15 protein-coding genes are annotated in these 12722 nt (G+C 67.1%); 8 read left to right on the top strand and 7 right to left on the bottom strand.

All coding sequences use genetic code 11. From position 1 onward, the window contains the following. The first annotated feature begins 110 nt into the window (after positions 1 to 110). From coaBC to ASC92_RS23425, 4 genes are all read left to right on the top strand, one after another. Complete coding sequence (coaBC, locus tag ASC92_RS23440) at positions 111 to 1334, top strand: bifunctional phosphopantothenoylcysteine decarboxylase/phosphopantothenate--cysteine ligase CoaBC (RefSeq protein ID WP_056520561.1); 1224 nt, start codon at positions 111 to 113, stop codon at positions 1332 to 1334. Then, entirely contained in the window at positions 1334 to 1801 is a 468-nt protein-coding gene (locus tag ASC92_RS23435) for a hypothetical protein (protein WP_056520559.1), read from the top strand. Before coaBC ends, ASC92_RS23435 begins: the two co-directional genes overlap by 1 nt. Further along, positions 1798 to 2244 (top strand): dUTP diphosphatase, encoded by a 447-nt coding sequence (gene dut, locus ASC92_RS23430; RefSeq protein WP_056520558.1) that lies wholly within the window; start codon positions 1798 to 1800, stop codon positions 2242 to 2244. The genes ASC92_RS23435 and dut overlap by 4 nt, the downstream gene beginning before the upstream one ends. A gap of 183 nt (positions 2245 to 2427) precedes the next feature. Continuing rightward, positions 2428 to 2928 carry a glycine zipper 2TM domain-containing protein gene (locus ASC92_RS23425; RefSeq protein ID WP_056520555.1) on the top strand — a complete coding sequence of 167 codons (501 nt, stop codon included), beginning with the start codon at positions 2428 to 2430 and terminating at the stop codon, positions 2926 to 2928. A gap of 73 nt (positions 2929 to 3001) precedes the next feature. On the opposite strand, the gene ASC92_RS23420 is transcribed toward ASC92_RS23425, so the two are convergent. Further along, a complete protein-coding gene (locus ASC92_RS23420; protein ID WP_056520553.1) occupies positions 3002 to 3526 on the bottom strand; it encodes an FKBP-type peptidyl-prolyl cis-trans isomerase in 525 nt (174 codons plus the stop codon). A gap of 14 nt (positions 3527 to 3540) precedes the next feature. On the opposite strand from ASC92_RS23420, the gene ASC92_RS23415 reads away from it, so the two are divergent. From ASC92_RS23415 to ASC92_RS23405, 3 genes are all read left to right on the top strand, one after another. Further along, complete coding sequence (locus tag ASC92_RS23415) at positions 3541 to 4683, top strand: JmjC domain-containing protein (RefSeq protein ID WP_056520550.1); 1143 nt, start codon at positions 3541 to 3543, stop codon at positions 4681 to 4683. Next, positions 4673 to 5176 (top strand): hypothetical protein, encoded by a 504-nt coding sequence (locus ASC92_RS23410; RefSeq protein WP_056520547.1) that lies wholly within the window; start codon positions 4673 to 4675, stop codon positions 5174 to 5176. The genes ASC92_RS23415 and ASC92_RS23410 overlap by 11 nt, the downstream gene beginning before the upstream one ends. 93 nt (positions 5177 to 5269) lie before the next feature. Beyond that, positions 5270 to 5536 carry a hypothetical protein gene (locus ASC92_RS23405; protein WP_056520545.1) on the top strand — a complete coding sequence of 89 codons (267 nt, stop codon included), beginning with the start codon at positions 5270 to 5272 and terminating at the stop codon, positions 5534 to 5536. A 79-nt stretch (positions 5537 to 5615) separates the two neighbouring features. Here the strand turns inward: ASC92_RS23405 and ASC92_RS23400 are convergent, their stop codons facing one another. The 6 genes from ASC92_RS23400 to ASC92_RS23380 all read right to left on the bottom strand — a co-directional run bounded on the left by ASC92_RS23400 (position 5616) and on the right by ASC92_RS23380 (position 10531). Beyond that, complete coding sequence (locus ASC92_RS23400) at positions 5616 to 6392, bottom strand: MBL fold metallo-hydrolase (protein ID WP_056520543.1); 777 nt, start codon at positions 6390 to 6392, stop codon at positions 5616 to 5618. A 5-nt stretch (positions 6393 to 6397) separates the two neighbouring features. After that, positions 6398 to 7477, bottom strand: coding sequence for an outer membrane protein assembly factor BamC (gene bamC / locus ASC92_RS23395; protein WP_056520541.1), 1080 nt, complete (start codon positions 7475 to 7477; stop codon positions 6398 to 6400). Between the two features lie 116 nt (positions 7478 to 7593). Then, the gene (gene dapA, locus ASC92_RS23390; RefSeq protein WP_082519697.1) at positions 7594 to 8484 is read right to left on the bottom strand and encodes a 4-hydroxy-tetrahydrodipicolinate synthase; all 891 of its coding nucleotides are present in this window, start codon (positions 8482 to 8484) and stop codon (positions 7594 to 7596) included. Between the two features lie 78 nt (positions 8485 to 8562). Next, entirely contained in the window at positions 8563 to 9132 is a 570-nt protein-coding gene (locus tag ASC92_RS23385) for a class I SAM-dependent methyltransferase (protein ID WP_056520539.1), read from the bottom strand. Positions 9133 to 9145: 13 nt separating this feature from the next. Next, a complete protein-coding gene (locus tag ASC92_RS29130; protein WP_200936025.1) occupies positions 9146 to 9286 on the bottom strand; it encodes a hypothetical protein in 141 nt (46 codons plus the stop codon). An 18-nt stretch (positions 9287 to 9304) separates the two neighbouring features. Next, positions 9305 to 10531 (bottom strand): MFS transporter, encoded by a 1227-nt coding sequence (locus tag ASC92_RS23380; protein WP_056520537.1) that lies wholly within the window; start codon positions 10529 to 10531, stop codon positions 9305 to 9307. A gap of 182 nt (positions 10532 to 10713) precedes the next feature. On the opposite strand from ASC92_RS23380, the gene ASC92_RS23375 reads away from it, so the two are divergent. Then, positions 10714 to 12711 carry a DNA topoisomerase IV subunit B gene (locus tag ASC92_RS23375; RefSeq protein WP_056520536.1) on the top strand — a complete coding sequence of 666 codons (1998 nt, stop codon included), beginning with the start codon at positions 10714 to 10716 and terminating at the stop codon, positions 12709 to 12711. Positions 12712 to 12722 lie beyond the last annotated feature (11 nt).

Genomic DNA, 12722 nt, shown 5'->3' with positions numbered 1-12722 from the left:
CGCGCACTGCGTGTCGCTTCTCCTTCCCCCTACCGGGGGCGGGCCGGCCGCTTCGGGCGGCCGTGCGCGGCGGCCCCTGTGTGCTGGCTGGGTCATTACACTTCGGCGATATGCAAGATCTCGCCGGCAAGCACATCGTTCTCGGTCTCACAGGCGGCATCGCCTGCTACAAGTCGGCCGAGTTGTGCCGGCTGTTCGTCAAGGCGGGCGCGACCGTCCAGGTCGTGATGACCGAGGCGGCCGAGCAGTTCATCACCCCGGTGACCATGCAGGCGCTTTCGGGCCGCACCGTCTACACCTCGCAGTGGGACACCCGCGAGCCGAACAACATGCCGCACATCAACCTGAGCCGCGAGGCCGATGCGATCGTGCTGGCGCCGTGCAGCGCGGACTTCATCGCGCGGCTGGTGCAGGGCCGCGCGGACGACCTGCTGAGCCTGATGTGCCTGGCCCGACCGATGAATCGCATCCCGCTCCTGATCGCGCCGGCCATGAACCGCGAGATGTGGGTGCACCCCGCCACCCAGCGCAACCTGATGCAGGTGTCGGCCGATGGGGCGACCGTGCTGGGCGTGGGCAGCGGCTGGCAGGCCTGCGGCGAGACCGGCGACGGGCGCATGCTCGAACCGGCGCAGTTGCTCGAAGACGTCACGGCCTTCTTCCAGCCCAAGCTGCTCGCGGGGCAGAAGATGCTGGTCACAGCCGGCCCGACCTTCGAGCCGCTCGACCCGATCCGCGGCATCACCAACCACTCGTCCGGCAAGATGGGCTTTGCCATCGCCCGCGCGGCCCGCGAGGCGGGCGCCGAGGTCACGCTGGTGGCCGGCCCGGTGCACCTGCCGACCCCGCGCGGCGTGACACGCGTCGACGTGCTGTCGGCTCAAGAGATGCTCGAAGCGACCACCCGTGCCGCGCAGTCTGCTAGCATTTTTGTAGCGACTGCCGCCGTGGCCGACTGGCGCCCGGCGACGCAGAGCGAGCAGAAGATCAAGAAGGACGGCAGCGGCAAGACACCGGTGCTCGAGTTCGTCGAGAACGCCGACATCCTCCTTGCCGTTGCCAAGAGCGAGCGGGCTCAGGCCCGAAAGCTCTTCTGCGTGGGCTTCGCGGCGGAGAGCGAGAACCTCGCCGAACACGCCAAGGCCAAGCGCGAACGCAAGGGCATTCCGCTGCTGGTCGGCAACATCGGCCCGCTGACCTTCGGGCAGGACGACAACGCGCTGCTGCTGGTGGACGCCAAGGGCGTGCGCGAGCTCCCGCGAGCGCCCAAGCTCACGCTGGCGCGCGAACTCATGGCCGAGATTGCCGCCCGACTTCCCGACTGGAGGGCCTGATGAATCCCCATCCCCAATGGAACACGCCGCCGAACGGCGACTTCGCCCGCTATGTCGAGCGGCTGTCGGCGCAGGCCGCGTTGCCGAAGCGGCCTTCGAAAGAGGGCGAACCCGGACTGGACGTCGGCATGGGCCCGTCACCCGGCCAGCAGGGCCCGGTGAGCGCGGCCATGCAGCGCAGCGCAGAACTGCCGAACGGCCAAGTGCCGAAGAAGGAGCTTGGCTCCTTCGACCCCCTGACCTTCAAGGTGCTGGGCGTCGTCGGCGCGCTGGTGTTCCTCGTGCTGTGGGCGTCCGGCGTGCCTTTCGGCGTGCTGCTCCTGCTGGCAGGCGTGGCCATCTGGTTCGGCAAGAAATTGAAAGGCGTGAAGCTCACCCCCGGCGTCGCCAAATGGCAGCAGGTGCTGGAAGAAGCCGCACGCAAGCAAAGAGAACAGCAACAGAAGCAAGGCAGCAAGCAAAAGTGAAAGTCGACGTCCGCATCCTCGATCCGCGCATGGTGGATCAATTGCCCGCATATGCCACCCCCGGAAGCGCCGGCCTCGACCTGCGGGCCTGCCTCGATGCCCCGATCACGCTGGAGCCCAACGGCTGGCAGCTGGTGGGCACGGGCATCGCGATCCACCTGGCCGACCCGGCCTATGCGGCGATGATCCTTCCGCGCTCGGGGCTGGGCCACAAGCACGGCATCGTGCTCGGCAACCTCGTCGGCCTGATCGACAGCGACTACCAGGGCGAACTGAAGATCAGCGCCTGGAACCGCAGCGACACGCCCTTCGTGCTGCAGCCGATGGAGCGGCTCGCGCAACTGGTGATCGTGCCGGTGGTGCAGGCGCAGTTTCGCGTGGTCACAGACTTTGCACCTTCGCAACGCGGCGAGGGCGGCTACGGCTCCACGGGCAAACATTGAGCAAATGCTGAAGGGAAGCTGAGTTTCGGGGCGGTAAAGACCGGAACCGCGAAGGCACGGCGGCCTCGAAGGTTTCAGTGTGTGTTCTGGCGTCATCGCGGCGGACGCTGCGGCGTTAGTCAGGCACACGCAGGGTGCATGCATTCATCATTCGTGCACTGTTCTATCCGAGGAGCCTCCAACATGAAGATCTCAATGCGCTTTGTTTCCGTCACCGCTTCCGTGCTGGCCGTGGCCACGCTCACGGCGTGCGTGGCACCGGCGCCGGTCTACCAGACCTCGCGCTATCCGTACCAGGCGCCCCCGCAGGCCATCCAGTACCGCGAAGCTTCCTACGTCGAATACGGCCACGTGGCCAACATCGAGGTGCTGCGCAGCGAAACAGGCGGCACCGGCACCACCGGCGGCGGCGCTGTCGCCGGCGGCGTCATCGGTGGTGTGGTGGGCAACCAGTTCGGTCGCGGCAATGGCCGTGCAGCGGCCACCGCGCTGGGCATCGTGGGCGGCGCCCTGCTGGGCAACACCATCGAGGCCCAGCAGAACGGGCCCCGTGCCTATGAAACCTACCGCGTGTCGGTGCAGACCGATCGTGGCGGCTATCGCTCCTTCGATGTGCAAAGCCCGGGCGACCTGCGCATCGGCGATCGCGTGCGCATCGACAACGGCCAGATCTCGCGCATGTAGCCGCCGGCGGTCCTCCATACGCAAAAAAGCCGAGCATGCTCGGCTTTTCTTTGGCTGGCGCGTTGCCTCTCAATCAATGCAGCGTCTGGTTGCCCGGTGCCATCGGCGCGACCTTGAAGAAGCCCGTGCCCGCCGAGCCGCGGCCGACTTCTTCTTCGGTGGCCTCGCGCACCGAGCGCACCGTGATGTCGAGCCGGATCGCGATGCCTGCCAGCGGATGGTTGCCGTCCAGCACAAGGTGTTCCGGATAGATCTCGGCCACAGTGTAGATCGCGTCTTTCGGAATGTCGCTGTTCACGCCCTTGGGGAGGGCGGAGCCGTCGAAGGTCATGCCTTCTTCCGTGCCTTCGGGGAAGAGCGAGCGCGGCTCCAGAAAGAGCAACTGGTCGTTGAAGTCGCCGAAGCCCTGCTCGGGTTCGATCTGCAGTTGCACCCGGGCGCCGGGCTCATGGCCTTGCAGGGCCGCTTCGATCACGTCGAAGAGGTCGTCGCCGCCGACCATGAATTCAACAGGCTCGTCGAGCACGTCCAGCACGTCGCCGAGCGTGTCTTTCATGGTCCAGGTCAGGCCGACCACGCATTGTTCAGAGATTTCCATTGCAGAATTCTCCCATGGAGATCAATCAACCCCTGCCGTTGCTCGGCGGCCTGAGTGCCGCGCAGTTCATGCGGCGGCACTGGCAGAAAAAACCCTTGCTCGTCCGACAGGCGATACCCGCGATGGTGCCACCGATCGAACGCGCTGCGTTGTTCGCGCTGGCCGAACGCGAGGAGGTCGAATCGCGCCTGATCCGGCATGGCAAGGCCGGCTGGTCGCTCAAGCATGGGCCGCTGGCCCGGCGTGCCTTGCCGCCGCTGGAGCAACCGGCCTGGACGCTGCTGGTGCAGGGCGTCGACCTGCATCACGAAGGCGTACACGAACTGTTGCAGCAGTTTCGCTTCCTGCCCGACGCCCGCCTCGACGACCTGATGATCAGCTACGCCAGCGACACCGGCGGCGTGGGCGCGCATTTCGACAGCTACGACGTGTTCCTGCTGCAGGCCCAGGGGCGTCGCCGCTGGTCCATCGGCAAGCAAAGCGACCTGCGCCTGCAGCCGGGCGTGCCGCTCAAGATCCTCGAGAACTTCGAGCCCGAGCAGACCTTCGTGCTCGAGCCCGGCGACATGTTGTACCTGCCGCCGCGCTACGCCCACGACGGCGTGGCCGTGGGCGACGACTGCATGACCTGCTCCATCGGCCTGCGTTCGTCCGCATTGGGCGAACTCGGCGCCGACCTGCTGGCGCGCATGGCGCAGGCGTACGCCGAAGACCTGGAAGATGCGGGGCCTGCCGAACTGGCGCGCTACCGCGACCCGATGCAGCCGGCCGTCGATGCACCCGCGCAGATGCCCGCCGCATTGCAGGGCTTCGCGCGCAAGGCCGTGGAGGCCGCACTGCGCGATGCCGACGCCATCGACCGCGCACTCGGCGAATCGCTCACCGAACCCAAGGCCAACGTCTGGTTCGGCGAAGGTGGCGAGACACCCCATGCGATGCATCAGGTGGCACTCGACCGCCGCACGCGCATGCTCTACGACACGCGGCACATCTACATCAACGGCGAGAGCTTTCGCGCCGGCGGAGCCGATGCCACGCTGATGCGCCGCCTTGCCGACCAGCGCGCGCTGGGCCCCCGCGAACTGGCCCGTGCCAGCGAAGGCGCGCTGGCGTTGCTCGGCGAATGGTGCGAGGCAGGCTGGCTTCATGCCGAATGACGACCCCGTACCGTCGCTGACCGAAGGGCGCTTCGATGGCCGCGAAGCCTTCGATGCGATCCTGCGTGCGGCACTGTCGGCCGCCGCGCGGGAGGGCTGGAAAGAAATCGTTTTCAGCGACCCCGACTTTGCCGATTGGCCGCTGGGCGAGCGCGCCAGCATCGACGCGCTGCAGGCCTGGTCGGCAAGCGGCCGCCGTTTCGTGCTGCTCGCGCAGCGCTTCGACGTTCTCGAACGTGGCCACGCGCGCTTCGTGCCGTGGCGCCGCATATGGGACCACATCGTCGAATGCCGCGCGACCGGCAAGGCCGCGGGCTCCGAAGTGCCCAGCGCCATCTGGACGCCCACCTGGTTCGTGCATCGCATCGACCCCGAGCGCAGCCGCGGCGTGAGCGGCACCGATGCGCCCGCCCGCCGCGCCTTGCGCGAGTCGATCGACGAATGCTGGCGCATCGCGCGGCCGGCGTTTCCGGCATCGACATTGGGCTTGTAAGCCAATGCCGCGAATGCGGCCGCGAGACATATTCGGACAGGGAGGCGGGTCTAGAATTTTTTAGTTCCAGCCTTCATTGCCAAAGGAGTTTCCATGAAGAAGTCATCGTCCGTCCTGGTTGCCTCGCTGATTGCCGCTGCCGCGCTCGTCGCCTGCGGAAAGAAGGAGGATGCTGCGCCGGCTGTCGTGACGCCGCCTCCTGCGCCCGTGACCGAACCTGCGCCCGCTCCGGTTCCTCCGCCTGCCACCGATCCGGCCGCATCGGGCGCGGCAATGCCGGCACCCGGCGCATCGTCCGCGCTCGATGCCGCGAACGCAGCCACGGAGGCAGCGAAGAAGAATGAAGCGCCGAAGCAATAGGCAAGGCCTCGGTTCCCGCCATGATGAAAGCCGCCATGAGGCGGCTTTTTTTCTTAGGAGGGCGTGAGGACGGCGCGGCTCACACGTCGAGCCAAGGCGAGCCCTCCGATGCCGTGGCGGTGAGCATCTCGGCCTCGTCGCCGCCGAGGGCCTCGGCCATCAGGCGGCGCACGATTCCGGGACGGTTGTTCTGCTCGCTCAGGTGCGCCGCGACCACATGGCGCAGGCCGTCGTGCAGCACCGCGCGCGCAATCTCTGCGGCGGCCGTGTTCGACAGGTGGCCGTAGTTGCCACCGACACGGTGCTTGAGAAAGGGCGGATAGGCCGAATTCGCCAGCAGCTCGCTGTCGTGGTTGAACTCCAGCAGCAGCGCATGCACGCCGCTCAGGCGGGCCAGCACGTGGGCCGTGGCGTGGCCCAGATCGGTCAGCACGCCCAGCGTTCGGTTGCCGTCGGTGCAGCGCAGCTGCAGCGGTTCGCGCGCATCGTGGGGCACGGTGAAGGGCTGCACGCTGATGTCGCCGACCGCGAACTCCGCGTCGTCGCGCGCCAGGTTCAGCAGCCCCCCGAAATCGCGCCCACCGGTGGCGAGCCACGTGCCTTCGCTCATCCAGACGGGAATGCGGTTGCGCCGCGACAGCGAATGGGCGCAGCCGATGTGGTCGCCGTGCTCGTGCGTAACGAAGACCGCATCGATGTCGCTCGCGGCGAGGCCCGCCTGGGCCAGCCGCAGATCGAGCTGCTTGAGGCCGAAGCCGCAGTCGATCAGGAGGCGGGAGGTGCGGCCGGCGCTGGTCGCTTCGACCAGCGCGGCGTTGCCCGTGCTGCCGCTGCCGAGGCTTCGGAAGCGGAGCATGCGGGTTACTTCAGGTCGTCTGCAATGACCTTGACAATGCGCTCGGCATTGGCCGAGGTTTCGGGCGCACCGGCTGCGTTGAGCACCGACACCGTGGTGGCTTCGCCCTGGCCCTTGACCGAGATGCGGAACTTGATCGGCGCATCGTCCTTGGTCGAGCTGCTGAACAGCTTGCCGAAGAAGCCGGGCTCCTTCTTGTCGGGGTTCGGGGTCACGTAGCGCACGTAATACAGGCCGGCGCTGCGGTCGCGGTCTTCCACGGTGAAGCCGGTGCGGTCGAGCGCGAGGCCGACGCGGCGCCATGCGCGCTCGAAGCCTTCGCTGATCTGCACGACCGGCTGGTTGCCGACCTTGGCGACGGTGGCGGTCTTGGTCGGCGCGGTGGTGGCGGCCAGGATCTTCGACTGCTCCTGCGAGACGCCGAGCTTGACCATCAGGCGGCGCAGGAATTCGGTCTCGAGTTCAGGATCGCTGGGGCGGGGCTGCCACACGGTCTGGTCCTGGCGCGAGTTGTTGTAGACCTCCTGCATGCCGCGGTGGCTCACGAAGATCTCGGTGCCGGTGGGCGTGCGTTCCAGGCGGGTGCGGAAGCGGTCGAGTTCGCCGGTCGAGTAGACCGAGTCGACCAGCTTGCCCAGCGTGCCGCGAATGATGTCCTGCGGCAGCTTGGCGCGATTCTCGGCCCAGTCGGTTTCCATGATGCCCAGGTTGCGCTGGTCGGTGGTCAGCAGGAAGCCGCTTTCCTGCCAGAAGTCCTTCACCGGGTCCCAGAGCTGGTCGGGCGTGCGGTTGACGACGATCCAGCGCTGCGTGCCCGAGCGCTCCATGCGCACGTCGCCGAGGTTGCTCACGGCGGTGGGCACGCCCGGGGCGTTGGCGATGCCGGCCTGGTAGGCATTGGCGGTCACGGCGCCGCCGGGGATGGCGTAGCGGTTGTCGCGCGAGAGTTGGGAGAGATCGGGTGGGACTTCGAGCGTCGGGGCCTTGCCTGCACTCTTGTAGTCGATCTTGTCGCTCTCGAGGACGGAGCAGGCGGCGAGGCTGGCAACGAGGGCCAGCAGTGCAAGTCGCGAAAGGTTCTTCAACGTCGTCTTCCTTGTTGGAATGGTTCGGTCAATCTAGGGGCCGCAGTGCCCGCCATCTCAGAGCACGATTCGGGCAAAAGGTTGCTTAACCTTGCTGCGGCCAGGGGAAAGAGTGCTCAGCCCTTCAGCAGGCCAGTGGCGCGCAGGGCGCCTTCGACTGCGGGGCGGCTCGCTTCGCCGAGTTCGGTGAGCGGCAGGCGCAGCGTGCCGCCGCACAGGCCGAGCCGGGCCATGGCCCACTTCAGCGGAATCGGGTTGGGCTCGACGAACAGGTTGCGGTGCAGCGGCATCAGCTCGAACTGGATCTGCATGGCGCGCTTGACGTCGCCCGCCAGTGCAGCCACGCACAGTTCGTGCATCTTGCGCGGGGCGACGTTGGCCGTGACGCTGATGTTGCCCTGGCCGCCGCAGAGCATGAGCGCGACCGCGGTCGGGTCGTCGCCGGAATAGACGGCAAAGCTCTTCGGCAGGTCGCGAATGAGCCACTGGGCGCGCTCGATGTTGCCGGTGGCTTCCTTGATGCCGATGATGCCGGGCACCTGCGCCAGTCGCAGCACGGTGTCGTGCGCCATATCGGCAACGGTGCGGCCGGGCACGTTGTAGAGCACGACGGGCAGGTCGCCCACGGCTTCGGCGATGGCCTTGAAATGCTGGTATTGGCCCTCTTGCGTGGGCTTGTTGTAGTACGGCACGACCTGGAGCTGCGAATCGGCGCCCACGCCCTTGGCGAACCTGGCGAGCTCGATGGCTTCCTTGGTCGAGTTCGCGCCGCAGCCGGCCATCACGGGCACGCGGCCCCGGGCCTGCTCGACCGAAACACGGATGATTTCGCAGTGCTCTTCGACATCGACCGTCGGCGATTCGCCGGTGGTGCCGACCACGCCGAGGCAGTCGGTGCCTTCTTCGATGTGCCAGTCGATGAGCCGCCGCAGGGCGGGGTAGTCGACACTGCCGTCGTCGTGCATCGGCGTGACGAGCGCGACGATGCTGCCTGTCAGTTGCTCCAAGGGGAATCTCTTTGTCGGTGGACGAAAGCGCCGATTCTACTTACTCCGGCGTGCCGCAAGACAGCCGCCCCGGCCCCCTCACTTTCCCGGAAGGAGGTGCCGGGGCGGCTGGCCGGCGTCGGTGCCAGCGGGGCGGATGGCGGCAATGCGCTGCACGAAGCGCGCCGGTTCGGGAATGAAGCCGTCCTCGTAGGCCACCACGCGCAGGCCGGCGCAGGCCGCCAGCAGTTCGCCGGGCTGCAGCAGGAAGTCGGGGCGCGAGGGCTTGCCGACGGTTTCGTTGCCCGCCGCGAAGGTTTCGTAGAGCAGCACGCCGCCCGGCGCCACCGCGGCCACGATGTCGGTCATGCGTGGGCGCCAGAGGTAGTTGGTGACGATCACGGCGCCAAAGGCCTGGCCGGTGAAGGGCCAGGGGCCCGACTCGATGTCCGCCGCGACGGTGCGGCCGAAGGCGCCGGCTGCCGCGATGGCCTCAGGCGAGCGGTCGACACCGGTGGCCGGATGCCCGCGGCCCGCGAACCACTGCATGTGCCGTCCGGTGCCGCAGGCCACGTCGAGCACCGCGGCGCCGGGCGCAAGCAGATGCGTCCAGCGAACGATCCATTCGGAAGGTGCGGACAGGCCGTGCATCGGTGCGGCATCTTTCATGGCGGGGCGGGCTTCAGAAACAGGACCAGATCTGGTCGACCAGCGTCACGAGGAAGTCCGGGTGCACGTAGAGCGCGAACACGCCGCCCAGCACTGCCAGCGCGGCGGCCAGCCAGCCCGCGTGGACGATGTGGTGGCGCATTTGCGAAGTCATGGCCGTGTTTATACGCAATCAGCCCACGGCCCCCAGCGGCTGTGGCGACGAGCGCGAGATGGCGCTTTCCTTCACCGGCAGGTTGATCAGCGCCGCGAACACGCCCAGCGCGACCGCGATGTACCAGACGATGTCGTAGCTGCCCGTGGTGTCGTACAGGTAGCCGCCGAGCCACACGCCCAGGAACGAGCCGACCTGGTGGCTCAGGAACACGAAGCCGCTGAGCATCGAGAGATGCGCCACGCCGAAGATACCCGCCACGATCGCGTTGGTGGCCGGCACGGTCGACAGCCACAGGAAGCCCATCGCCGCCGAGAACACATACACGCTGAGCGGCGAGATCGGCACCAGCAGGAACAGCGCGATCGACACGGCCCGCGCGAAATAGATCGCCGCCAGGATCTTGCGCTTGGCCAGCTTCTGCCCCAGCAGCCCCACCGTGTAGGTGCCGAACACGTTGAACAGCCCGATCAGCGCCAGCGCATAGCCCGCCACCTCGGCCGGCAGGCTCCGGTCGCGCAGGTAGGTCGGCATGTGGATGCCGATGAACGCAAGCTGGAAGCCGCAGACGAAGTACCCCGCCATCAGCAGCCCGAAGCTCGGATAGCGGAAAGCCTCGCCCACCGCCTGCAGCACCGATTGTTCGCGGTGCCCGGCCAGCGCAGACGTCTTCGGTTCGCGCAGGCCGAAGGCCATCGGGATGATCACCAGCACCAGCACCGCCACCACGGCAAGCGCCGTCTGCCAGCCCAGGTGGCCAATCAGCCGCCCCTCGATGGGTGCCATCAGGAACTGCCCGAAGGAGCCGGCCGCCGCCGCCACGCCCATGGCCCACGAGCGCCGTTCGGCCGGAATCTGCCGACCGATCACGCCGTAGATCACCGCATAGGTCGAGCCCGCCTGCGCCGCGCCGATCAGCACGCCCGCGCTCAGTGTGAAGAGCAGCGGCGTCGGCGAATGCGCCATGCCGAGCAGCCCCAGCGCATAGAACACCGAGCCGCCGATCAGCACCCGGAACGCGCCGAAGCGGTCGGCCAGCATGCCGGCGAACACCCCGAAGATGCCCCATGAAAGATTTTGGACCGCCAGCGCGAACGAGAAGGTCTGCCGGCTCCAGTCCTGCGCCTGCGTGATCGGCTGCAGCCAGAGCCCGAAGCCGTGGCGGATGCCCATCGACAGCGTGACGATCATGGCCCCGCAGAACAGGACTTGCTTGATAGAGAGGGTGGGGACTGGGGCTTGCATCGCGTCGAATGTAGCGACTTGCGGGCTTCGGCAGGCGGCAGGGCGGCCGACGGCATTGATGATTTATCGAGGTGGCTTTGATGCGATCGGCGCATCAACGCCTTGCGGGCGGGTTCCCTCCGGCGGATGGCTCCTGTATGGGTATCCAGTCATTTGGCGGCGACTGACTACAATCCGCCCCCATGGCGACTCCCCTCAAGACTCCCCCCGGTTCACCGTCCGCATCGTCCGGCTACTCGGAAGGCTCCATCCGCGTGCTCAAGGGCCTCGAGCCCGTGAAGCAGCGCCCGGGCATGTACACCCGGACCGACAACCCGCTGCACATCATCCAGGAAGTGCTGGACAACGCGGCCGACGAGGCGCTGGCGGGCTACGGCAAGAAGATCAAGGTCACGCTCCACGTCGACGGCTCGGTCAGCGTCGAGGACGACGGCCGGGGCATTCCCTTCGGCCTGCACCCCGAGGAAAAGGCCCCGGTCGTCGAACTCGTGTTCACCCGGCTGCACGCGGGCGGCAAGTTCGACAAGGGCTCGGGCGGCGCCTACAGCTTCTCGGGCGGTCTGCATGGCGTGGGCGTGTCGGTGACCAATGCGCTGTCGAAGCGGCTCGAAGTCACCTCGCACCGCGAAGGCTCCGTCGCCAAGCTGGCCTTCAGCGCCGGCGACGTGATCGAGGCGCTCGAAATCCGCAAGCTCGAAGCCGGCGAGCGCAAGCAGGGCACCACCGTGCGCGCCTGGCCCGACGCCAAGTACTTCGAGACCGCCGTGCTGCCCATGGGCGAACTCACGCACCTGCTGCGCAGCAAGGCCGTGCTGATGCCTGGCGTGAGCGTTACGCTCGTGAACGAGAAGACCAAGGAAAGCCAGCAGTGGCTCTACAAGGGCGGCCTGAGCGACTACCTCATGCAGACGCTCAATGGAGACCCCGTCATTCCGCTGTTCGAAGGCAGCGGCCATGCCGACAAGAACGCCGACAACTTCGCCGAAGGCGAGGGCGCTGACTGGTGCGTGGCCTTCACCGAAGACGGCCAGCCGGTGCGCGAGAGCTACGTCAACCTGATTCCCACCAGCGCCGGCGGCACGCACGAAAGCGGCCTGCGCGACGGCCTGTTCACCGCAGTGAAGGGCTTCATCGAACTGCACTCGCTGCTGCCCAAGGGCGTGAAGCTGCTGCCTGAAGACGTGTTCGCGCGGGCCTCATACGTGCTCAGCGCCAAGGTGCTCGATCCGCAGTTCCAGGGCCAGATCAAGGAGCGCCTGAACTCGCGCGACGCGGTGCGGCTGGTGTCGAGCTTCGTGCGCCCCGCGCTCGAACTGTGGCTCAACCAGCACGTCGACTATGGCCGCAAGCTCGCCGAACTGGCCATCAAGGCCGCGCAGACCCGCCAGCGCGCCGGCCAGAAGGTCGAGAAGCGCAAGGGTTCCGGCGTGGCCGTGCTGCCGGGCAAGCTGACCGACTGCGAGAGCAAGGACATCAGCCACAACGAAGTCTTCCTGGTCGAGGGCGACTCCGCCGGCGGCAGCGCCAAGATGGGCCGCGACAAGGAAAGCCAGGCCATCCTTCCGCTGCGCGGCAAGGTGCTGAACACCTGGGAAGTCGAGCGCGACCGGCTCTTCGCCAATACCGAAATCCACGACATCTCGGTTGCCGTGGGCGTCGATCCGCACGGCCCGAACGACACGCCCGACATGAGCGGCCTGCGCTACGGAAAAATCTGCATCCTGAGCGATGCCGACGTGGACGGCTCCCACATCCAGGTGCTGCTGTTGACGCTGTTCTTCCGGCACTTTCCGAAGCTCATCGAAACCGGCCACGTGTATGTCGCCAAACCGCCATTGTTCCGGGTCGATGCGCCCGCGCGCGGCAAGAAGCCGGCCTCCAAGGTCTACGCGCTCGACGAGGGCGAACTGACCGCCACGCTCGACAAATTGCGTAAAGATGGCGTGCGCGAAGGCGCCTGGAGCATCAGCCGCTTCAAGGGCCTGGGCGAAATGAGCGCGGAACAATTGTGGGAAACCACGCTCAATCCAGACACCCGGCGCCTGATGCAGGTCCAATTGGGCCGGTTCGACTTCACGTCCACCCAGGGCGAGATCACCAAGCTCATGGGCAAGGGCGAAGCGGCAGCGCGGCGCGAGCTCATGGAGTTGCGCGCCGACGATGTCGATATCGACGTCTGATCCCTCCATCA

It is taken from the genome of Variovorax sp. Root411 (assembly GCF_001425205.1).
Lineage (GTDB): Bacteria > Pseudomonadota > Gammaproteobacteria > Burkholderiales > Burkholderiaceae_C > Variovorax.
Note: the sequence above shows the minus strand (reverse complement) of the source record. Positions and strands in the feature narration are given on the sequence as shown.